Raw genomic sequence first — 21,464 nt, forward strand, 5'->3', positions numbered from 1 at the left:
GGTGAGTTGCTTGTCCGCTACTTCGCGGTCCAGCCGGGATTTCGTCCGGTCAGCCCCAGCAAACGGTCCAGCAGCGGTGCATCGCCCGGAATCTCGATGACCGGGCCGAACAAGCCCTCGCGATCTTCTCCGTCCTTGGCGGAGAGTTCGGCAAATTCGTAGGCCGCCTGCAGGTTGGCTGTGTCGGCGTCGAACGTCTGGCCCGTGGCAGCGGCCAGATCCCAGCCGTGCACCACCAGCTCGTTGGTAGCCACCAGGCCCATGAGCTCGGCCGGCATGGTCACGCCGCCCGCCTGTGCCATACCTTGCCAGGCAGACGGATGTTGCCAGGCAGCAGCCAGGTCATCCAGGCGCTGGGGGAGAAGGTTCCGCCAATCCGGGTCCAGGTTCGCGGCCGAGGGGCGATTATCCGGGGCGTCGGGCGGTACAGAGTCATATCCCGGCTCCATCGACGCTTTGGTCGCCGCGTCCCTGAAGGCGACGGTCAGGCCCATGAAGTGATCGAGCAGGTCCCCAACGCTGTAGTACTCGCAGGGCGTCGGCCCGGCCAACTGACCGTCGCCGATGCCCTTGACGATTTCCGCCACCTGCCGCGCGGCTGGTTCCAGATTGAGCACGCCGGGCCTCCCTGTCCTTTGGCTGTTTATTTGTCTTTTTGACCTTCGCACGCAGGTTCCCCGGCGTCCAGAGCCAGACCGCGGGATTGCGCTAATCCGTCCTTGTTGAGCGCGCTCCCAGCAGGAGTTGGCAAGATAGACCCATGCAGAGCCAGACCGCAGCCACCGATACCGTGCCCCGCACCCGCCGTTACTACCGGGCTGAAGTGCTGATCGTTCTGGGGCTCTCCCTGGGCCAGTCCGCCGTCTATGCCATTGTGAACCTGCTGGAAAAGATGACGCGGGCGCCACTGGGATCGCAGACCACGGCGCTGAACCCGGTCCTGAACGAGCGGGAGCTGTTCGACCTGCTCTACCAACTGCTGGCAATCGTCTTTGCCCTGATCCCTGTGGCGCTGGTGCTGTTCCTACTGGCAACTCCGGGTGAACGAGCCCGCGAGGCCTTCCGGAAGATCGGGTTTACCTTCGCCCGGCCCGGCGTGGATTTTGGACTGGGCTTCGGACTGGCACTGTTGATCGCTGCGGGCACGTTGGGCGTGTATGCGGGCGGACGGGCCCTAGGCATTACGACGGCGATAGTCCCGGCCGCGCTGGACGAGTACTGGTGGACTGTCCCGGTCCTGATTCTGTCCGCCTTGCGCCACTCGGTGCTGGAGGAAGTCGTTGTTGTCGGCTACCTCTTCAACCGGCTGGCCAAGCTGGGCTGGGGCACCTGGACAATCATTTTCACTAGCGCTGCAATCCGCGGCAGCTACCACCTGTACCAGGGGATCGGGCCCGGCGTCGGCAACTTCCTGATGGGCCTTGTCTTTGGCTATGCCTACACCCGCACCAAACGCGTGATGCCCCTGGTCATAGCCCATGCCCTGCTCGACATCGCAGGGTTCGTTGGCTACGCCCTCTTCGGCTCCGCCATCGGCATCGGCGAATAACTTCTCCCGCCGCGGCGTCTTCCCGCCCCTGCCTCAGCCATTCGGCTGCGATTCGGGATAGTGCTGCGGTGGCAGAAAGGCCGTCTTTCCCCGAACCGCAGCTTGGTCCCATTTCGCAGCACCACGCAGGGACCCGAAGTGCGTGGCCAACAACGACCTCGCCAGAGCAGCTTGAATCTTCATCGACTGCTGATGGGAGCGACTCTCGGCCACCGTTTGTTCCATCGATCCTGCTTGAGGCCAGCATTGAGCAGCAACTTCACGAGGCCGCTTGGCCGGTGGGACTCAGGCTGCCACGCGGCGTCCCACGTCCATCGAACGAAATTGACGCCGCATGCGCGAATTCGGTCCTCGCGTTTCTTCTCTGCCACGACCGTGTCCACGGGGGTCTGACCCTTCAAGTACTCTCCATTGGAGTACTTGGCTGTACCGTCGAACTCCCCGACGAGGCGTTTCTCCTTCCAATAGAAGTCGGTGATTCCTACCGTCCTGCCATCCGTGTCATGGAATGTGTATTGCAGCTCCGGGGCCGGAAAATGAAACACGTACATTAGGGCTCTAGACAGGGATTCGCCCGGCAACTGCGCACGCGGATCCGCGAAGTCAATGACTCTGTGAGCTCGCAGCGATTTAGCCTGGGTAGGAAGTTGGTCTGCCAATGCATGCAGGTGGGATCTTTTCAACGCCGGCAGGTTCCGTTTCCTATCCGGCCGGAGAACATGGTCCAGGACGGGGACGGCATGCTCAAACGACAAATGTCCGGCTATGTCGACTGCGGTTTGTGCCCGTGACGTTACGGTATATCCGTCTACTGTCTCCAACGGTTCCAATAGCCTCGAGGCGTGCCATCGCATACCGGCACGGCGTAATCCATGACAACCTTCAGATGCTAGCAACTGCACCTCGGTGCTCTTGCCCACTACCGGCATTCCCCAGATGACTGCAGCAGACTGCCATACGAGCACCCGGGTTGAGCGTCCTTTGCTCACAGCCGCCTCAACGTGGATCCGGTACTGGTCCCACCAAGGCATGCTTGCCCAGAGCTGGGTTGGGATGTAGACACCGTTACGGACGCGCGTCAGTTCCCCGGTCCGGCAACGTTCGGCAAGGCTTCTTCGGCCGATCCCCGTGAGGTCGTAGTCATGGGAAAAGATCAGTTGAGAACACATTCTTCAACCCTGATCGTGTCCGAGCGGCTGGTCTCCTGCAGTGCGGGCACATGTGGACGACGCGGTCTGAACAGCCGCTGTGGAGGACTGTTAAAGGGAAACGCTTCGATTCGGGATTCCGCCTGCACCGCGCAGGCGAGGCAGAATCCCAAATCGAAGCGTCGCCCCAAAGCGGAGCGAATCCTCCGAAAGGAGCGGTTAGAGTTCGACGACGCCCTTGTCGGTCTCGAACCGTACGGACATGATGCCCGGGGTGCCGTTCGGCGCCGTCCAGGCAACCTTGACGTCGTCCAGGAGCGCATCGATCGGTGTTCCCAGCCAGTCCGCGACGCGGGTGGAGGAGCCGCCGATGGTCAATCCGATCAGCTTCGCCGTTGCAGGGTAGGCCTTCGACGGGTGCAGTTCTTCGGTGCCGTCGTCCCAGCGCAGCATGTACGGAACCTGCGGGTCCGCGATGAGGCCCTTAATGCCGATCTGCTGCCAGGTCAGTTCGCGGCCATCCGGGAACTTGCGGCCGCCCGGTACCGCATGGCGCCCCAAGCGCTCCTCGAACGGAGCCAGATCGTCAACCTCGACGCACCAGCCCATCCAGCCACCGCCTGCTTCGGAGCGGGCACGCACGGCCTGGCCGAAGGGCGCCTTGTCCGACGCCGGGTGGTTCAGCACCTCGACGACCTCAAGATAATGATGGTCCGTCAGGGGGAAAATCATGTTGCGGGTTCCAAAGCGGGGATGGACGCCGCCCTTGACGGCTTCGATACCCAGGGCTGCCGAAATCCGTTCGGTTGTAGCCGCCAGGCCATCGGGTTCACAGGCATATGAGACATGATCGAAACGCATGCCTCATTTTGGCATTTTGTGATGTGCCTCTCGACTAAGGGTGTCCTAACTGACATTCACACGCCGTCACATACTTGCTGAAAAAGTGCCCGTCGCCGAACCTAGATACAGGTCATGAGTGCCAGCAACAAGCCCCGGCTAGCTGGCCGGCAACCCTCCAACCGCGGTGGGGTGCCCCGGGTGAGGACCAGGCTCCCGCCAGCAGGCGGGACGCAAGCGCGGGTCACCCGAGGAAAAATGCCGGAAATCCGGTTCCCGGGCAGACCCCTTTGAGACAAGAGGGAGTTCCACATGTCAAACGACTGGTCATTCGAAACCCGCCAGATCCATGTAGGCCAGGAGCCGGACACCGCAACAGGCGCGCGTGCCCTGCCCATCTACCAGACGACGTCGTTCGTCTTCCCGAGTGCCGAAAGCGCGGCCAACCGTTTCGCGCTGGCCGAACTGGCACCCATCTACACCCGGATCGGCAACCCGACCACGGAGGCCGTGGAGAACCGGATCGCGAATCTGGAAGGCGGCGTCGGTGCGCTGCTGCTGTCCTCCGGCCAGGCTGCGTCCACGTTCTCCATCCTGAACGTTGCCGAGGCTGGTGACCACGTCGTCGCCAGCCCGAGCCTCTATGGCGGCACGTACAACCTGCTCAAGAACACCTTGAAGAAGTTCGCCATCGAGGTGACCTTCGTCGAGGATCCGGACAACCTGGACCAGTGGCGCGCGGCCGTCAAGCCGAACACCAAGGCGTTCTTCGGCGAGGCCGTGTCCAACCCGCGCCAGGACGTGCTCGACGTCGAAGGCATCAGCGCCATCGCTCACGAAGCAGGCGTGCCGCTGATCGTGGACAACACGCTGGCCACCCCGTACCTGATCCGCCCGATCGAGTGGGGCGCCGACATCGTGGTCCATTCGGCCACCAAGTACCTCGGCGGCCACGGCAGCGCCATCGCCGGTGTGATCGTGGATTCGGGCAACTTCGACTTCGCCAAGGATCCGGCGAAGTTCCCCGGTTTCAACACCCCGGACGAGAGCTACAACGGCCTGGTCTTCGCCCGCGACCTCGGCGTCGGCGGGGCGCTCGGCGCGAACCTGGCCTACATTCTCAAGGCACGCGTCCAGCTGCTGCGCGACCTCGGCTCCTCCGCCGCTCCCTTCAACGCGTTCCTGATTGCCCAGGGTCTGGAGACACTGAGCCTGCGGGTGGAGCGCCACGTGGAGAACGCGCAGAGGGTGGCCGAATGGCTTGAAAAGCACGACGCCGTTACGTCCGTTGCGTACGCCGGCCTGCCTTCCAGCCCGTGGTACGAGCGTGGCCGCAAGTACGGACCCAAGGGCACTGGCGCCATCATCGCATTCGAAATCTCCGGTGGGCTCGAGGCCGGCAAGCGCTTTGTCGACGGACTGGAACTGCACTCCCATGTGGCCAATGTCGGCGACGTCCGCTCGCTGGTGATCCACCCGGCGTCGACCACCCACGCCCAGCTGTCTCCGGAGGCGCAGGAAGCCGCCGGTGTCACGCCGGGCCTGGTCCGGCTGGCCGTTGGCATCGAGCACATCGACGATATTCTTGCGGACCTCGAAGCCGGTTTCCGCGCATCCAAGGGTGCCGCCTGAACGCGGCATCATGAAGGAATCACAGGCATAGCATTGACAACTCTGCAACCACAGGAACTGCTGGACACGGCGGCGGACGGCATGTTGCGTTACGCGTCCATCGGCGCCCTCGAGCTGGAAACGGGCGGTTTTCTGCCCGAGGTCGTTCTGGGCTACGAAACCTGGGGCACCCTCAACGAGGATGCATCCAACGCCGTGCTCATTGCGCATGCCCTGACCGGCAGCACCCATGTGGCTCGCGGAGATACGGATGAGGCGGGCTGGTGGGATCCCCTGGTGGGGCCCGGCGCCACGATCGACACCAATGAGTACTTCGTGGTGGCGGCCAATATGGTCGGTGGCTGCTACGGTTCCACCGGCCCGTCCTCACCGGCACCTGACGGCAAACCCTGGGGCTCGCGTTTTCCGCTGGTGACCATTCGCGATTCGGTCCACGCCGAGGCGCGGCTGGCCGACCAACTGGGGATCCAGCGCTGGCATGCTGTTCTGGGCGGCTCCATGGGCGGAGCCCGCGCGCTGGAATGGGCCGCTACCTACCCGGAGCGGACCGCCCGCTGTGCTGTGATTGCCTGCGGTGCGGCGAGCACCGCGGAGCAGATCGCCTTCGCCCAGGCACAGGTGCTGGCCATCCGGCTGGACCCGAACTTCAACGGCGGCGACTACTACGAAGGGCCCGCGCCCGACGCCGGCCTCGGCATCGCCCGCAGGATCGCGCACATCAACTACCGGTCCGAGCCCGAATTCGAGTACCGCTTCGGCCGCAACGCCCAGGGGACCGAGCAGCCCTTCGGCAGCGCCAACCCGGCAGAGCGCGGGCGGTATGCCGTGGAAAGCTACCTGGACCACCAGGCCAGCAAACTGGCGGGCCGGTTCGATGCGAACAGCTACATCCTGATGACCGAAGCCCTGATGAGCCACGACGTTGCGCGCGGCCGCAGCTCGGTGCAGCAGGCCTTGGCCGACGTTGAGACGGATTTCTTCATCGCGGCGGTGGATTCCGACCGGCTGTACTTCCCGGAGCAGTCGCGCCAGCTGGCCGAAGCGCTGCCCACGCCGCCCAAGGTGCACATGATCGAGGTGCCCACCGGCCACGACGGATTCCTGACGGACATCCACCAGCTGCACAATGAGCTGGTTGCCCGGTTCTTCCCGCGCAGCTGATCCGGCTACGTCCCGGGCTGCCGCACGGGGTAATCGCGGAGGGTTTCCTGTACAGCCAGATCGTACTGTGCATCGGTCAACAGGCTTTTGCCATGGAGTTCCTTCAGGTCCGCGAGCCGCTCATCGCGCGTCGGCAGGGGAACCCGCGAACGCGTGGCCTCGCGCCCGCCGATCGGTTCCTTGCCGTGTGACATGTTGAGAACTGCGCCGCGGATAACCACCACAACAATCCCGATCAGGGCCAGCAGGAAAACGACACTCAGCGCCGGCATCGCGAGCTCCCAGATGCTCGGCACCAGTGGATTGACCGCCGCAGCCATTGCGTCCTCCTGAAAATGTTGATGGTTCCGACAGTCTAGCCAGCCCGGCCCCTCAGGAATCGAGCAGGTCCACCGTGACGGGGCGGCCCAGGAAAGTCTCATACCGGGCGACGGCGGTATCCAGTGCGCATTTCTGCGCCTGCGTCAGCGTCCGGTACAGCAAGATACTAACGACGGCGGACTCCGGCTTCAGGGTGTGCTGCCAGTTTCCGATCATGCGCCCGTCCAGCAGGACGACGTGACTGGGCTGCTTGCTGGCCACCGCGGCAGGAGCCGTCCCGCCCAGATAATGCCTGGTTGGTGTGTAGCCCATGACATATTCGTCGTAGCACTGGATCAAGTCGATCCGAGGAGCCGACGGCGCAGAGCCGGGTGGTGCGAGGCCAGCATCTGAAGTAGCGGTGGGGGTTTCCGTGGCAGAGTGTGCGTGGCCGGAGGCCATGACAAATTCGTAACCATCAGCGCTGAACGACTGCAGCTGGGAACGGCCGCCCGCTGCAGCCAGTCCACGCCGGACGTCCGTCTGCGTCAGTCCGGACCACAGGGCGCAGTCTTTGACCGTGGCCGGTCCGCGGCTGGAAAAGTAGCGCCGGGTCAGTTCGGCAAGTGCCTGGTCGCGGTCGAAGTCCGCTGCCAGGGCAGGCACCCGTTCGTCGAAAAGCGCGTAAGTCTGGCGGACCGCGCCGCTTTCGCTGATCCGAGGCACGCCGCTGACAAGCACTTGGTCCATTTCCGCGTGGAAAACCATATGGCCCAGGCGCTGGCCGCGCAGGGGCGCCCCATTGAGCCGCTCGCCGGTGTCCTCCAGCAGACCCGTCCGTTCGAGTTCCGCGGCCAGCTCGTCGCGGGTCAGGTGCCGGCCGCCGGCTACGGCCGCACCGAGGACGTCGTTGCTGCGGCCAATCGTCTCCGCGTCGAGTCCCAGCTGCCGGTCCCGGGTTTTATTGCCGGCCCTGAGCCTCGGGCCGGACAAAGTCATCAGCCAGCGCAGGTCCTCCGCAAGGACAAAATGCCAGGTCGGCCGGAGCACATGGGTCCGCAGTATTGTGCCGGTTGTAATGGCGGCATCCACGGCTGCCGCGTTGTCCCTGGCCTGTCCCCGGCACCGTTGCGCCAACGTCCACCGGGCATACGCATACTCCTGCGCCTGCACGGCGAGCAATGAGCGCAAGGAGGACCCGGCGTCGTACGCTCCATCTCCCCACAGCTGTTGCGCGAGCAGCCGGTGCCGGACAATCCCCGCTGCCAGCGCAGACTCGTCGTTGAGCCCACCAGCACCGGAAATCTTCTGGCCGCCAAGCGCGCTGCCCGTGGAATCCACGCTCAGCCCGCCTTTCATCCGGCCGCGCCGGGCGGCATGCCGGGGCCAAACATCGGGCCGGCAGTCGGGCGCTTGGGGGAGATCCCGTCGCCCAGTGACTGGTGACGCAGGCGCCGCAGGACCCAAGGGAACAGATGCTGGCGGGCCCAGACCAGATCCTCGACGCGGGCGGTGCGCCAGTTCTTCGGCGGCAGCGGCTTGGGAATTTCGGGTTGCAGACTGTGCTCCACGTTCAATGCGTCCAGCACCATTGCGGCGATAGTGTGGTGGCCCAGGGGCGAGAAATGCAGGCGGTCCGGGGCCCACATCCGCGGGTCCTTCAGTTTCCGCAGCGCCCACATGTCGGCGATGACCGCATCGTGCCGGGTAGCCACGGTGCGGAGGTTCTCGTTGTAGATGGCAGCCCTGCCGCGGACGCTGCCGATCAGGGGCGTATCGCCGACATCCGGTGCAGTGAACAGGACGATGGTTGCCCCCGTTGCCGCCAGCGTTTCGATGGCAACATCGATTTTCTCGGCCAGGGCGTCCGGATCCGAGCCTGGCCGGATGACGTCGTTTCCGCCCGCGCAGAAACTGATCAGGTCCGGTGCGAGCTCAACGGCCGGACCGACTTGTTCGTCGATGATTTGCTGCAGCAGCCGCCCGCGGATGGCGAGATTGGCGTATGCAAAATCCGGGTGGTCCCGTGCCAACTCCTCGGCAACGCGGTCGGCCCAGCCGCGGTTACCGCCGGGGCTGTCCGGATCCGGATCGCCGATCCCCTCCGTGAACGAGTCTCCGATGGCAACAAAGCGGCTCCAGGGATGACGGGCGCTTTCGAGCGATCGCGAAGCTGCCGCAGGCAAGTTACTCACAAGTTCATCCTGCTCCAGCGGCCCTTCGATGGCAAAGACCGGAGCATCCAACTTGAAGCTTCAAGTATCGGTGTGTCAGAATGGCAGCATGACCGAAACTACTTATAAGCCCGTCGTCGTCTGGTCCAAGCCTGAAGCCGAGCGGGCCGGCACTCCCTTGCTGGTGCTCTTCCACGGCTACCTCTCCAACGAGGAGGACCTGATGGGCCTGGTTCCGGGGCTGCCCGAAGACTTCACCGTTGCCGCCGTCCGCGCCCCCGTCGCCCTGGGCCCGGGTTTTTCCTGGTTCCCACTGATGCACGAGCCGGATTTCTCCGTGGACAAGGTCACCAAGGCCGCCGCTGATGTATGGTCCTGGCTGGACACCGTCAAGGACCAGCACAGCAGTGTCTCCGTCCTCGGGTTCTCCATGGGCATGGCCGTTGCGACGTCCATCATGCGCCACCGCCCCGAGGAAATCGCCGCAGTTATCGGCCTCTCCGGCTTCGTGATCCCCGCCGACGGCGACCCGTTCTTCGACGACGAGGCGGTCAAGTCGCTCAAGCCCGCAGTGTTCTGGGGCCGCGACCAGGAGGACCAGGTCATCACGCCGGACAAGATCGAGTACAGCCATGCGTGGCTCAACGAGCACGTCGACCTGACCAAGGTGCTCTACGCCAATATCGGCCACGGCATCAACGCGCAGGAACTTGCCCACGTGAAGGAATTCCTGACCTACAAGGTGCTCAACGCGAAGTAAAACCTCGCACGCAAGCCCGTGCCGCCGTCGTCGTTATTGGGTTATCCAGCGCTCCTGCGCTGCCGCCGAAGAACGACGGCGGCGCTTGGCTTAACCGCGACGCTTGGCTTAACCGCGGCGGCGCGACTTGCCCGGCCTACTCGTGAACCACGCGGACGGTCTCGCCGTTGACGGTGACCGTGTCCCCGGCGTGCAGCTGGCGGCCGCGGCGGGTCTCGATCTCCCCGTTGACCTGCACCATGCCGTGCTCGACGAACTCCTTGGCCTCGTTCCCGTCCTCGGCGAGGTTCGCCAGCTTGAGCAGCTGTCCCAGCCGGATCATGTCGTCGCGGATGGAAATGTCATTGATGTCATCAGAGGCCATAGGTACATTCTGCCTGACGCAGCGGCCATGGTGCTCGCCACATTGTGGTGGAGCCGGGTGCGTTGTGCCCGTCGCGGCGGTGCCCCTGACGTAGGGTGAAACCGTGTCCCACGTTCCCAGAATGCCGCTTGCGCTAGGCCTGCCGCTGGCCGTGGTGACGGGCCTCTGCATGCCTGTGCAGGGCCGAATCAACGGGGCGCTCGGGGAAGTGCTTAACGACGGACTCGCAACCGCGGTCGTGAGCTTCGGCACCGGGTTGATCCTGATGATCCTGATCTGTTTGCTGGTGCCCAGCGGCCGCGCCGGAGTGCGGCGCATCGCACCGGCAATACAGCAGAAAAAGTTCCCCCGCTGGTACCTGCTGGCCGGCCTCAGCGGCGCCTTTCTGGTGGTGAGCCAGGGGATAACCATCTCGTTGATCGGCGTCGCCCTCTTCACCGTTGCCGCCGTGACCGGGCAGTCCCTGAGCGGACTGCTGGTGGACCGGCTTGGCCTTGGCCCCGCTGGCAAGAAACCGGTCACGATTATGCGGGTGCTCAGCGCACTGCTGACCGTGGCCGCTGTGGCCTGGGCCGTTTCGCCGAAGTTTTCAGCCGGTTCCGACCTGAGCGAATGGCTGCTCCCGGTGCTGCTGCCCTTGGCTGCCGGATTCATGCAAAGTTTCCAACAGGCTTTCAACGGCACCCAGACGCTGCATTTCGGCTCGCCGCTGCCCGCCACGCTGGTCAACCTCACCGTCGGCATGGTGCTGCTGGTCGCCGCCTGGTTCGTGAAAGTGGCGGTCGCCGGCATCGGAAATCCCTTGCCGGACGAATGGTGGTACTACCTTGGCGGCCCGATCGGCTGCCTCTTCCTTGCCCTCGCTGCCGTGCTGGTCCGCTCCTTGGGCGTGCTGCTGACCGGCCTGGGCATGATTGCCGGACAGGTGCTCGGCTCCCTCCTGCTGGATGTAGTGTTTCCCGCGCCCGGCACCATTATTACGACGGCGACGGTGCTGGGTACGCTGCTGACTCTCGTGGCGATGGTGCTCGCCACGCTGCCGTGGCCGCGGACAGCGTTTAATCCGTTGCGCCGCAAAGCCCTCGTTGGAACAGGGGAGAGGAACCGATGACGACGTCGGACGACAGTTTCATGTCCTTGGACCCCCATTTGGTGAACCTGCGGAACGGGCGGTTGACTGCCGGCGGCCTGGCCTCGACCACGGCTGAGGAAGTGGACCGGATTTTCGAGGTCCACCTGCCCCGGTTCATCGCCGAGCATCCCGGCAGCCCGGTGCCGTTAATGTTCTGGGCCCATGGCGGTCTGGTGCCGGAGCGGACCGGCCTCGCAGCCGCGGCACATCATGTTCCCTGGTGGCTGGCCAACGGCGTCTACCCGCTCTATTTCGTCTGGGAAACCGGTCTGCTTGAAGCCCTGGGAACCAGGATCCGGAATGGCATCGATCGGCTGCGGCCAGCTGTGCCCGTCGAAGAGGCCGCCGACAAGTTCGTCGAGTGGATCGCCAGGCATGCCGGAGGCCAATCAGTCTGGGCCGACCTCAAAGCCAGCGCAGCCCGGTCCGTTGACCGCGCCGATAGTCCAAGTCCTATTGCTTACGACGGCGATGCTGCGGCAGGCGGTGCCGGTCCTGATGTCGTCGAAGTCGGCATCGGAGTCGATGAGGGCGGAGCGCGATATGTGGCGCGGAAGCTGGCGGAGTTCCTCCGGCAGAACCCTGGCGCGGTCACGTTGCACGCCGTCGGTCATAGCGCCGGAGCCATCTTCCACTCGTATTTCCTGCATGCGGCGTTCGAGGAATGCGTGCCGGCGTTTGAGTCCTTTATTTTCCTCGACCCGGCCATCCTGATCGAGGAGTTCAAACGGGACATTGTGCCGCGCATCGGCAACGGCAACGGCATCCATGCCTTGTCTACTTTCGCCCTGGGTAAACAGAGGGCGCTGGATGACGAGTGCAAGTTGCTGAACATCACCTTCTATAACAAGTCCCTTCTGTATCTGGTTCATCACGCACTGGAGGACGCAGAGGACGCACCGCTGCTCGGGCTGCAGGAAAACGTGGAAGCGGATCCCGTGCTGCGTGAAATGTTCGGCGGGGCGGATGCTCGGGTCCAGGCGATCTGGTCGCCGCAGTTGGCCGGCCCCTTAGACAGCCGTTCGGATGCCAGGGAACATGCTGGCATCGACAGCGAACCCGTGACTATGGAGAGCGTTGCCCGGCGCATTACCGGCCAAGAGAATATCGAAAGCTTCCCCGGCATCCTGCCCTAATCCCGCCGGCCACCTCGACGGTGCTGCTTTCGGCGGCGGAAAGAATTTTGAAGAATATCGGTGGAACCCGTCAGACGCTGTGAATAAGCCTCCGAACTGTCACAGCCGGCTGATGGACTGGAGTCATGGCAACGCAGAAGTCTTCGTCATCGGTTCCCGGGATACCAGCGGCCGAGCTGCAGCCTCGCCGCGCGGTCCGCGCTGGCGTGGTCCGCCCCGGCGTGCTTCCTGCCGGGCTGGGGAAAACTGTTGCGGAAAAGATTTTTGAAGAACTTTCGTCGAAGCCGGAAGACGTGGTGTTTATCCCTCTTGGTTGTCACAGCCGGATGATGGACTGAGGTTATGGCAGCGGAAGAGCAGTCTGCACCGGTTTCCGGGTCCCCGGCCCCCGGACAGGAGTCCGCGGGGCAGGAGTCCGGGGCGCAGGGGCTTGCGGAGCACGGGTTTACGGTGCGCTGCATTCAGGAGGGCCGGCCCACGACCGCCGCGCAGCGGCAGGAAGCGCTGCGCAAGGCGTTGGAGCGTCTGGACCTGCATGCTGCGCAGGACCGCAAACGCGGCCTGGCCCAGGCCCGCGAATACATTGCGGCCGGCAAACCCCCGAAGCATGCCACGATGGCCGGTTACATGGAGGAGATCTACGCAGAGGCCCGCGGCCCGGTGCTGGACCCGCCGTCCCTGGAGTCCTACGGCGAGGACCCGCTGGCCGGGCAGGAGGTCCCGGCCGGGTCGGGGAGCCGGAGCATCTGGGTGCCAGCGCCGGCCTCGATGACTTCGCGGCCTGGGAGCGCGAGGAAGCCTGGGCCTGCTGGCCGCCGTCCGGCCCGTTCCCCGCCAGCTGGGGTCCGGCCGAGGACCTCGAGGGGCTGCCCGGGGACCTGTTCACCGAAACGCATGGGGAGTATTACGCCGAACGCCTGCGCCGGATCACCGCCGGCACCCCGGCCGATTGGTTCAAACTCTTCCACGCCACCGCCAACGCCAGCACCACCAACCCCGGTGATGCCGTTGATGCTGCCGACGGCGGTGATGCAGCCGGCGCCGGGGTGCGGGGGTTTGCGGAGCTGGATTACCGGTCGGCGGTGGAGCAGCTGGCCGCGGGGCGGCGGCTGACGGCCTGGCTGGACGCGGGCCTGGTGCGCCTGACCCACCGGATCGGGCAGACAGCCGTCGAGGAGCTGCCGCCGCGGGAACCGGGCACGCCGCCGGCCAGCCGGGCCGGGCTGGAGGAGCTGGCCGGGCAGTCCGTGATCAGGGAACTGGCCTGCCTGTACCGGATCACGGAGAAGCAGGCCCGCGGCCGGTACGAGACCGCGCAGGAGCTGTGCGAACACTATCCGGGCACGCTGGCCGCGCTCACCGCCGGGGAGCTGGACCTGGAACACGCGGGCGTGATCACCCGGCAGGGCGACACCCTCCCCGACGAGGCGAAACCCGGCTTCGAGCAGGCGCTGCTGGGGGAGGCGCCGGACAAAACGCCGGGCGAGCTGCAGTACGCGGCGCGGAAGCAGCGCGAGAAACTGAATCCGGAAACCATCACCGTGCGCCGCGAACGGCAGGAAAAGTGCCGGAGCGTGTACCTGGAGCCGGCGGATGACGGGATGGCGTTCCTGGGCGCGTACCTGCCCGCCGAGGAAGCGTACGCCGCGTACGACCGCCTCACCCAGGCCGCGCGGGGCCTGCAGACCGGGGCGGAGACCCGCATGGTGGGGCAGCTGCGCGCGGACGTGTTCAGCGAGCTGCTCCTGCACGCGGGGATGGAGTCCGGGCCGGCGGCCGGGATCCGGCCCGAGGTCGCGCTCACCGTGCCGGTGTTCACGCTGCTGGGCCTGGACGAGGAACCGGCCACCCTCGACGGGTACGGGCCGATCCCCGCCGGCGCCGCCCGGAAACTCTGCGAGGGCGCCACGTCGTTCTACCGGATCCTGACGCATCCCGAGACCGGGACCACCCTCTCCTACGGCAAAACCGTGTACCGGCCGCCGGCGGACCTGGCCCGCGCGGTCCGGCACCGCGACACCACGTGCACGGCGCCGGGCTGCCATGTCCCGGCGAAGGACTGCGACCTGGACCACACCATCGATTACCATGCGAACGGCGGGCACGGCCGGACGGATTTCGGCAACCTCGGTCCGCGCTGCGGTTCGGACCACCGGCTCAAATCCCTCGCCGGGTGGAAAGTCACCCAGGCCAGGCCCGGCGAATTCACTACCACCACGCCGGGAACCAGACCTACACCACCAGACCCGGCGACACCGGCGCCGGACCACCATCCTTCACCGACCGGGTCCTCGACGCGCTGCCCGACGACTTCCGCCGCCGCCTCAAACGCAAAAAACCACCACCACCGGAACCACCCGACGACGAAAAAGAACCACCATTCTGACCAATGGTGCAGCGGCTGGCGTGCGTTTGTGCTGAATACTCTATTGACGGTGCCTGTTGAACGAGCATCTGGTTTCAGCAAGCCGTTTTCATCACAACCACGTCATGTCACGGATCCGGTGTCGGGGGAGTCGGCAGGACTTGGGTAGGCTAACCTAGTAGCTTCGCTACGCACTGACCTGTGCGCAAAGACCGTCCTGACTACCTGCAAACGCAGGCTCATTTCGATCTGCGCCCGAACCGAGCCGGACCGCACCCAGCGGCCCTGTAGAGACTGGAGAACCACCTGATGGCAGCAGCCAAATCCAAGCTTGATCCGATCATCTCGCTGGCCAAGCGCCGCGGCTTCGTGTTCCAGGCCGGTGAGATCTACGGTGGATCCCGCTCGGCATGGGACTACGGGCCTCTCGGCGTCGAGCTCAAGGAAAACATCAAGCGCCAGTGGTGGCAGTCCGTTGTCCGCGGCCGGGACGATGTCGTCGGCTTGGATTCCTCGGTAATCCTGCCCCGCCAGGTATGGGAAGCGTCCGGCCACGTGGACGTCTTCAGCGACCCGCTGGTTGAGTGCCTGAGCTGCCACAAGCGTTACCGCGCGGACCACCTTGAAGAAGAATTCGAAGAGAAGAAGGGCCGCGCGCCCGAAAATGGTTTGAAGGATATCGCCTGCGCCAACTGCGGCACGAAGGGTGAATGGACCGAACCTCAAGAGTTCTCCGGTCTGCTCAAGACCTTCCTCGGCCCGGTTGCCAGCGAAGAGGGGCTGCATTACCTGCGCCCGGAAACCGCGCAGGGCATCTTCGTGAACTTCAACAATGTGCTGACCACTTCGCGGAAGAAACCGCCGTTCGGCATCGGCCAGATCGGCAAGAGCTTCCGTAACGAGATCACTCCGGGTAACTTCATTTTCCGCACGCGTGAGTTCGAGCAGATGGAAATGGAGTTCTTCGTCGAGCCGGGCACGGATGAAGAATGGCATAAGTACTGGATCGAAAACCGTCTGCAGTGGTACGTGGATCTGGGTATCGACCCGGACAACCTGCGTCTGTTCGAGCACCCGTTGGACAAGCTGAGCCACTACTCCAAGGGCACCACTGATGTCGAGTACCGCTTCGGCTTCCAGGGATCGGAGTGGGGCGAGCTCGAAGGCATTGCCAACCGGACGGACTTCGACCTCTCCACCCACACTAAGCACTCCGGTACGGACCTGAGCTACTTCAACCAGGCGACCAACGAGCGCTACACCCCGTACGTCATCGAACCGGCTGCCGGACTCACGCGTTCATTCATGGCATTCCTTGTGGACGCGTTCGCGGAAGACGAGGCTCCCAACGCCAAGGGCGGCGTGGACAAGCGCACGGTACTCAAGCTGGATCCGCGGCTGGCTCCGATCAAGGCCGCCGTGCTGCCGCTGAGCCGCAACGAGGACCTGTCGCCGAAGGCCAAGGATCTCGGCGCCCAGCTGCGCCGCACTTGGAACATCGATTTCGACGACGCCGGCGCAATCGGCCGCCGCTACCGCCGCCAGGACGAAATCGGTACGCCGTTCTGCATCACGATTGATTTCGACACCCTTGAGGACCACGCGGTGACCATCCGCGAACGCGACTCGATGGCGCAGGAGCGGGTGAGCCTGGACAAGGTCGAAGGTTACCTGGCCGCACGACTTATCGGCGCGTAACGTACCCGCGCTGAGCTTCACCCGGTAGGTGCCGGCGAACCGGCACCTACCTTAAGCAATTTCGCTAGGAGTAACCATGGCAGAGCTGAACTACCGTGAATGGCGCGACGGGGATGATCTGGCCCTGCTGGAAATCTGGGGCGACCCGGAAACCACGCAGGTCCAGCACTTCCGCGGGGTGCTGCGTCCGTCGTCGGATCAGCCGTGGTCCCGCTGCATAGTTGCCGAGGACCAAGGTATCGCCGTCGCTGCCGGCGTGGTCTATGAAACGAGCCTGCATCCGGAGCGGTTGTGGACTTACGTCGAGGTGGCGCGGGACCACCGCCGTGCCGGTTTGGCGAGCACCCTCCTGGGCATGCTGCGCAAGGAAGCCGAGCAATCGCCGTCGGGCGTTACGCGGTTGCGCGCCAAGGTGGAGCCGGAGAGCAGCGGTGCCGGCTTCGCACAGGCCTCCGGGCTGACGCCAATCCAGACCTCGCGGGTGATCGTCGTGCAGCCGGGCGCGTTGCCGCTTCCGGACCTGACCGAAGCGGACGGTCCGCAGCTGGAAGAAGCAGCCACTGGATCTGTGGAATTGACGACGGCGGTGACGGACTTCTACAACTCCGTGCACGTCTGGGACCGGGCGGATATGACGCTCGGGCGCGCCCAGCAGATGCTGCTCAGCGACGCGACCGGTGCCTCCGGTGCCGTGGTGCTGCGCAGCGCGCCCCGGGATAAGGGCGGAACCATCAGTGCTTTCGCCGTCAGCTACACGCAGGAGCGGACGGACGCTCCGGCAGACGTGCTGCTCGGCTACGACACGGCGCTGGAACCGGAGACGGCCCAGCAGGCCGTCCGTCAACTGCTTGCGATGCTGGTGCACCAGTACCCGGTGCAGTTGGAAGTGGATGAGTCCATGACGGCCGTGGTGGCCGTGCTGGAACCGCTGCTCGCGGCCGGCACGGCACAGCAACTCGGCCCGGTAACCTCAATCGTCAGCGACTGACCCTCCACAGCTGCACGTGCGCCACCACTGGAGCGCCGCGCCATCTTGCAGTATCCACCCTCCCGCGCGAAGGATTTCCTTGGGCCACTCCCACTCCCATGCAACCGAGGATCAAGGGCCGCCGAGTGCCGAAACACTGGCTGCCCGGCGCAAGGCCAACCTCCTGCTCGCCGCGATCCTGCTGCCGATTACCGTCCTGACGTTGATCGGCATGATCGCGCTCTGGCCGTCAGGTGACAGTACCGGCGTTGCCGTCACTGATCCGTATGCCACGGCGCCAGGCGTGACTTTCGACGTCGGAACCGTGCAGCGCGTGGCGATCGAAACCTGCCCGTCCTCGGCTGCAGCCGTTGAGGCGGGGGCGGAAGCGCAGGAATGCATGGTCGCCTACACCCAGCCCGAGGCGGGCGGCTCGCCGCTGCAGGTAGAGGTGACGCCGGAGATCGCCCAGTCCCGCGGGGTAGAAGCGGGGGACAAGATCCGCTACCTGAACCTGAGCGAGATCATGCCGGACCAGCCCGGCACCTTCATTTTCGTGGACTTCGTCCGCAGCATTCCGATCGTGCTGCTTGCCGTGCTGTACGCCGTCGTCGTTGTTTCAGTGGCCCGCTGGCGCGGCTTCCGGGCGATGCTCGGGCTGGTCGGCGGGTTCATCGTGATGGCGCAGTTCATCCTGCCCGGGCTGGTGGAGGGCAAACCGCCGCTCCTGCTGGGACTGATCGGCTCGATTGTGATCATGGTGGGCGTGCTGTATTTCGCGCATGGTTTCTCCGCCCGGACTTCCACCGCGCTGCTGGGCACGCTGTTCGGGCTGGGCATTACGGCGGTGATGTCGGCCTGGGCCACGGACGCTGCCTATCTGACCGGCGTGGGGGACGAGGACACTTATCAGCTGGTCAACATGGGCGGACAGATGTCGCTCTCGGGCATCATCATGTGCGGACTGATCATCTCCGGGCTCGGCGTGCTGAATGACGTGACCATCACGCAGTCCTCCGCCGTCTGGGAGATGTACGAGCTGGCGCCGGGAGCATCGGCGAAGCGGCTGTTTACAGGTGCCATGCGCGTTGGCCGCGACCACATTGCCTCCACCGTCTACACCATCGCGTTTGCCTATGCCGGAGCCGCGCTGCCGGTGCTGATCCTGGTCTCGCTCTACGAGCGTCCGCTGTTCGACACGCTGACCAGCGGCGAGCTTGCGGAGGAAATCGTCCGCACCCTGGTCGGTTCCATCGGGTTGGTGCTGGCGATCCCGGTGACCACCCTGATCGCCGTGCTGGTGGTCAAGGCCACCGGCATCCGCCGTACCGAGGAGGTCACCGTGGGAGTAGCCGGGGGAGAGGCCCTCGCCGTCGCGGGTATAGACCGTGGACAGGCGGCCGAGCGTGTCCATCTAACCAACGACGGCGGCAGCTCACCTGGGCATGGGGCACACCCTCAGCATGGGCTGCCTAATCAGCCTGAGCTGCCCAGTCAGCACGAACTTCCTACTCAACCTGAGCTGCCCACCCGGCGCGGACGGCGGCGCGCGGAAGAGGGCTGAGCAGAGCACCGGGAAGAGTGTTGCTCCTGCCTGCCATCGCGCCGCCCAATCACCGGGTTTCCGCTGGCGCTGGGCATTATCCACAGTGGTTCGGCAGATTTGCGTGGTTTTGAGAGAATAGGTGAGTGACTGTTACCGCTGTACCCACGTCGGACACCCGCTTGGAGCTGCCTCCGCTCAAGCTCGGGCCCCTGACCGTTGATGCTCCCGTGATCCTGGCGCCCATGGCCGGGATCACCAATAAGGCATTCCGCCGGCTCTGCCGCGAGCACGGCGGCGGACTCTACGTATCGGAAATGGTGACCTCCCGCGCGCTAGTCGAGCGCAGTCCGGAGTCGATGCGCATTATTTCGCACGACGAGGACGAGAAGGTCCGCTCCGTTCAGCTGTACGGCGTGGACCCCAAGACCGTCGGTGCCGCTGTGCGGCTGCTGGTCGAAGAGGACCGCGCGGACCACATCGACCTCAATTTCGGCTGCCCAGTGCCTAAGGTAACCCGCAAGGGAGGCGGCTCGGCCCTGCCGTGGAAGCTGGACCTGTTCACCGGGATTGTGCAGACTGCGGTGAAGGAAGCATCCAAGGGCAACATCCCGCTGACCATCAAAATGCGCAAGGGGATCGACGACGACCATCTGACGTATTTGGACGCCGGCCGGATCGCGCGCGACGCCGGGGTTGCCGCCGTCGCGCTCCATGGCCGTACCGCCTCCCAGTTCTACTCGGGCAAGGCGGACTGGTCCGCCATTGCCAAGCTCCGCGAAGCACTGCCTGACATTCCGGTGCTCGGCAACGGCGATATCTGGAGCGCCGAGGACGCCATCCGCATGGTCCGCGAAACCGGGGTGGACGGCATCGTCGTCGGCCGCGGTTGCCAGGGCCGGCCATGGCTCTTCGGCGATCTGCAGGCCGCATTTGAGGGCAGCGACCGGCGTTACCGTCCCGGGTTGAAAGAGGTTGCGGAAAGCGTCTACCGCCACGCGCAGTTGCTGATCGAAACCTTCGGCGACGAGGGCAAGGCGCTGCGGGACATCCGCAAGCACATGGCTTGGTACTTCAAGGGCTACATGGTCGGCGGCGAACTGCGCGCCAAACTGGCCACCGTTCCCACGCTTGAGGTGCTGCGCGAGCTGCTGGACACTCTGGACATGAGCGCCCTCTATCCGGGTGCCGACGCCGAGGGGCCGCGCGGCCGCGCAGGCTCGCCTAAGCGCACCGCGCTGCCGGAGAAGTGGCTGGAATCTCGGCTGCTCAACGACGCACAGCAGGCGGATATCTCGGCTGCCGAATTGGATGTTTCCGGTGGCTGAGAACACCGTCATTACTCCGGCGCCGCTGATGCCCGGCTACACGGAAACGGACCAGGAACGCTGGGTCGCCGAACCCGCCAAGAGCACCTACCGCACCCATTTCGAGCGGGACCGTGCCCGCGTGCTGCACTCTTCGGCACTGCGCCGGCTCGGGGCGAAAACCCAGGTGGTCTCTCCGGACACGGATGACTTTGTCCGCACCCGGCTGACGCACAGCCTGGAGGTCGCGCAGGTCGGCCGCGAACTCGGCCGCACCCTGGGCTGCGACCCTGACGTGGTGGATGCCGCCTGCCTGGCGCACGACCTCGGGCACCCGCCCTTCGGACACAACGGGGAGACCGCACTCAACGCCGCGGCCCACGCCATAGGCGGGTTCGAGGGCAACGCCCAGACGCTGCGCCTGCTGACCCGGCTGGAGCCGAAGGTGCTGCATGCGGACGGTTCCCCCGCGGGGCTGAACCTGACCCGCGCCAGCCTTGATGCGGCCTGCAAGTATCCGTGGTCGGTGGCGGACGCACCGGTCATCCACGGCAAGCGCACCAGCAAGTTCGGCGCGTACGAGGACGACCTGCCAGTCTTCAACTGGCTGCGGGAGGGTGCGCCCGAGCGGCGCTCCTGCATCGAGGCGCAGGTCATGGATCTGGCCGACGATATTTCCTACTCCGTGCATGACGTCGAGGACGCCATCGTGGCAGGGCGCGTGCAGCTGAAGTGGATGGAAAATCCGGACCACCGCAGCCGCGTCATCGGCTACACCCAGCAGTGGTACCTGCCGCACAGTGACCCGGTGGAGGTCGACGCCGCACTTTCGCGCCTGCAGGCCTCCGGCGTGTGGGTGCCGGAAGCGGACGGCAGCCGCAGGGCGATGGCCGCGCTGAAGGACATGACCAGCCAGCTGATCGGCCGCTTCTGCTCCAGCGCCATGGAAGCCACCCGCTCCATCTACGGTCCGGACTCACTGACCAGGTATGCTGCGGAACTGGTCGTCCCGCAGGAAACGGTCATGGAGATCGCCGTCATGAAGGGCCTGGCCACCACGTTCGTCATGACCACGGACCTGCGCCAGCCCATCTACGAGCGCCAGCAGGAAATCCTCACGGACCTGGTGCACGAACTCCACGCAACCGGCGCGCAGCATCTCGAGCAGCCCTTCGTCGCCGACTGGCACGCAGCTAACGACGACGGCGCCCGGCTTCGGGTGGTCATCGACCAGATTGCATCGTTGACGGATGTATCGGCAATCGCACTGCATGAACGCCTGATGGGCTCGCACCGGACCCTGCTCTGATACTCCTCGGGAGGGCCGCGCAGCGGCGCACCTTCCCATCTCCTCGTGAACTCGTCCTGCCCGGGTGTGCACCATCCCT

20 protein-coding genes and 1 riboswitch are annotated in these 21,464 nt (G+C 65.1%); of the genes, 13 read left to right on the forward strand and 7 right to left on the reverse strand.

The features are described from left to right. Positions 1-17 precede the first annotated feature (17 nt). A complete protein-coding gene (locus AC3A4M_RS17880) occupies positions 18-617 on the reverse strand; it encodes a TIGR03086 family metal-binding protein (RefSeq protein WP_498737407.1) in 600 nt (199 codons plus the stop codon). Between the two features lie 143 nt (positions 618-760). Here AC3A4M_RS17880 and AC3A4M_RS17885 point away from each other — a divergent pair, with 143 nt between their 5' ends. Continuing rightward, positions 761-1,549 carry a CPBP family intramembrane glutamic endopeptidase gene (locus AC3A4M_RS17885; RefSeq protein ID WP_498737409.1) on the forward strand — a complete coding sequence of 263 codons (789 nt, stop codon included), beginning with the start codon at positions 761-763 and terminating at the stop codon, positions 1,547-1,549. A gap of 1,367 nt (positions 1,550-2,916) precedes the next feature. Here the strand turns inward: AC3A4M_RS17885 and AC3A4M_RS17890 are convergent. Next, positions 2,917-3,558 carry a VOC family protein gene (locus tag AC3A4M_RS17890; RefSeq protein WP_139006617.1) on the reverse strand — a complete coding sequence of 214 codons (642 nt, stop codon included), beginning with the start codon at positions 3,556-3,558 and terminating at the stop codon, positions 2,917-2,919. A gap of 110 nt (positions 3,559-3,668) precedes the next feature. After that, a riboswitch (SAM riboswitch) is annotated at positions 3,669-3,783 on the forward strand. 66 nt (positions 3,784-3,849) lie between these two features. Between AC3A4M_RS17890 and AC3A4M_RS17895 the strand changes: the two genes are divergently transcribed. After that, a complete protein-coding gene (locus tag AC3A4M_RS17895) occupies positions 3,850-5,169 on the forward strand; it encodes a bifunctional o-acetylhomoserine/o-acetylserine sulfhydrylase (RefSeq protein WP_498737410.1) in 1,320 nt (439 codons plus the stop codon). A gap of 81 nt (positions 5,170-5,250) precedes the next feature. Further along, a complete protein-coding gene (metX, locus tag AC3A4M_RS17900) occupies positions 5,251-6,330 on the forward strand; it encodes a homoserine O-acetyltransferase MetX (protein WP_498737608.1) in 1,080 nt (359 codons plus the stop codon). 5 nt (positions 6,331-6,335) lie between these two features. Here the strand turns inward: metX and AC3A4M_RS17905 are convergent, their stop codons facing one another. The 3 genes from AC3A4M_RS17905 to AC3A4M_RS17915 are packed head-to-tail and all read right to left on the reverse strand — an operon-like array spanning position 6,336 to position 8,825. Next, on the reverse strand, positions 6,336-6,650 hold the full coding sequence (locus tag AC3A4M_RS17905) for a hypothetical protein (RefSeq protein WP_498737412.1): 315 nt from the start codon (positions 6,648-6,650) through the stop codon (positions 6,336-6,338). A 52-nt stretch (positions 6,651-6,702) separates the two neighbouring features. Next, positions 6,703-7,971 carry a winged helix DNA-binding domain-containing protein gene (locus tag AC3A4M_RS17910; RefSeq protein ID WP_498737413.1) on the reverse strand — a complete coding sequence of 423 codons (1,269 nt, stop codon included), beginning with the start codon at positions 7,969-7,971 and terminating at the stop codon, positions 6,703-6,705. Between the two features lie 14 nt (positions 7,972-7,985). Further along, the gene (locus AC3A4M_RS17915) at positions 7,986-8,825 is read right to left on the reverse strand and encodes an SGNH/GDSL hydrolase family protein (RefSeq protein WP_498737414.1); all 840 of its coding nucleotides are present in this window, start codon (positions 8,823-8,825) and stop codon (positions 7,986-7,988) included. A gap of 88 nt (positions 8,826-8,913) precedes the next feature. On the opposite strand from AC3A4M_RS17915, the gene AC3A4M_RS17920 reads away from it, so the two are divergent. After that, on the forward strand, positions 8,914-9,564 hold the full coding sequence (locus AC3A4M_RS17920) for an alpha/beta hydrolase (protein ID WP_498737415.1): 651 nt from the start codon (positions 8,914-8,916) through the stop codon (positions 9,562-9,564). A 136-nt stretch (positions 9,565-9,700) separates the two neighbouring features. Here the strand turns inward: AC3A4M_RS17920 and AC3A4M_RS17925 are convergent, their stop codons facing one another. After that, on the reverse strand, positions 9,701-9,928 hold the full coding sequence (locus tag AC3A4M_RS17925; protein WP_169996527.1) for an RNA-binding S4 domain-containing protein: 228 nt from the start codon (positions 9,926-9,928) through the stop codon (positions 9,701-9,703). A 103-nt stretch (positions 9,929-10,031) separates the two neighbouring features. Here AC3A4M_RS17925 and AC3A4M_RS17930 point away from each other — a divergent pair, with 103 nt between their 5' ends. The 3 genes from AC3A4M_RS17930 to AC3A4M_RS17940 all read left to right on the forward strand — a co-directional run bounded on the left by AC3A4M_RS17930 (position 10,032) and on the right by AC3A4M_RS17940 (position 12,534). Further along, on the forward strand, positions 10,032-11,039 hold the full coding sequence (locus tag AC3A4M_RS17930; protein ID WP_498737417.1) for a DMT family transporter: 1,008 nt from the start codon (positions 10,032-10,034) through the stop codon (positions 11,037-11,039). Beyond that, the gene (locus AC3A4M_RS17935; RefSeq protein ID WP_498737419.1) at positions 11,036-12,196 is read left to right on the forward strand and encodes a hypothetical protein; all 1,161 of its coding nucleotides are present in this window, start codon (positions 11,036-11,038) and stop codon (positions 12,194-12,196) included. Before AC3A4M_RS17930 ends, AC3A4M_RS17935 begins: the two co-directional genes overlap by 4 nt. Before the next feature lie 125 nt (positions 12,197-12,321). Next, complete coding sequence (locus AC3A4M_RS17940) at positions 12,322-12,534, forward strand: hypothetical protein (RefSeq protein WP_498737420.1); 213 nt, start codon at positions 12,322-12,324, stop codon at positions 12,532-12,534. A gap of 348 nt (positions 12,535-12,882) precedes the next feature. Here the strand turns inward: AC3A4M_RS17940 and AC3A4M_RS17945 are convergent, their stop codons facing one another. After that, positions 12,883-13,164, reverse strand: coding sequence for a hypothetical protein (locus tag AC3A4M_RS17945; protein WP_498737421.1), 282 nt, complete (start codon positions 13,162-13,164; stop codon positions 12,883-12,885). 78 nt (positions 13,165-13,242) lie between these two features. Here AC3A4M_RS17945 and AC3A4M_RS17950 point away from each other — a divergent pair, with 78 nt between their 5' ends. From AC3A4M_RS17950 to AC3A4M_RS17975, 6 genes are all read left to right on the forward strand, one after another. Beyond that, complete coding sequence (locus AC3A4M_RS17950) at positions 13,243-14,730, forward strand: HNH endonuclease signature motif containing protein (RefSeq protein WP_498737423.1); 1,488 nt, start codon at positions 13,243-13,245, stop codon at positions 14,728-14,730. A gap of 140 nt (positions 14,731-14,870) precedes the next feature. Beyond that, positions 14,871-16,259, forward strand: coding sequence for a glycine--tRNA ligase (locus tag AC3A4M_RS17955; RefSeq protein ID WP_498737425.1), 1,389 nt, complete (start codon positions 14,871-14,873; stop codon positions 16,257-16,259). A 76-nt stretch (positions 16,260-16,335) separates the two neighbouring features. Next, a complete protein-coding gene (locus AC3A4M_RS17960) occupies positions 16,336-17,247 on the forward strand; it encodes a GNAT family N-acetyltransferase (RefSeq protein ID WP_139005928.1) in 912 nt (303 codons plus the stop codon). Positions 17,248-17,326: 79 nt separating this feature from the next. Continuing rightward, on the forward strand, positions 17,327-18,790 hold the full coding sequence (locus AC3A4M_RS17965; protein WP_498737428.1) for a YibE/F family protein: 1,464 nt from the start codon (positions 17,327-17,329) through the stop codon (positions 18,788-18,790). Positions 18,791-18,915: 125 nt separating this feature from the next. Further along, positions 18,916-20,097, forward strand: coding sequence for a tRNA dihydrouridine synthase DusB (dusB, locus tag AC3A4M_RS17970; RefSeq protein WP_498737430.1), 1,182 nt, complete (start codon positions 18,916-18,918; stop codon positions 20,095-20,097). Continuing rightward, on the forward strand, positions 20,081-21,385 hold the full coding sequence (locus AC3A4M_RS17975) for a deoxyguanosinetriphosphate triphosphohydrolase (protein ID WP_498737432.1): 1,305 nt from the start codon (positions 20,081-20,083) through the stop codon (positions 21,383-21,385). Before dusB ends, AC3A4M_RS17975 begins: the two co-directional genes overlap by 17 nt. The last annotated feature ends 79 nt before the right edge of the window (positions 21,386-21,464 follow it).

Source organism: Arthrobacter sp. Soil_C_60 (genome assembly GCF_057656375.1).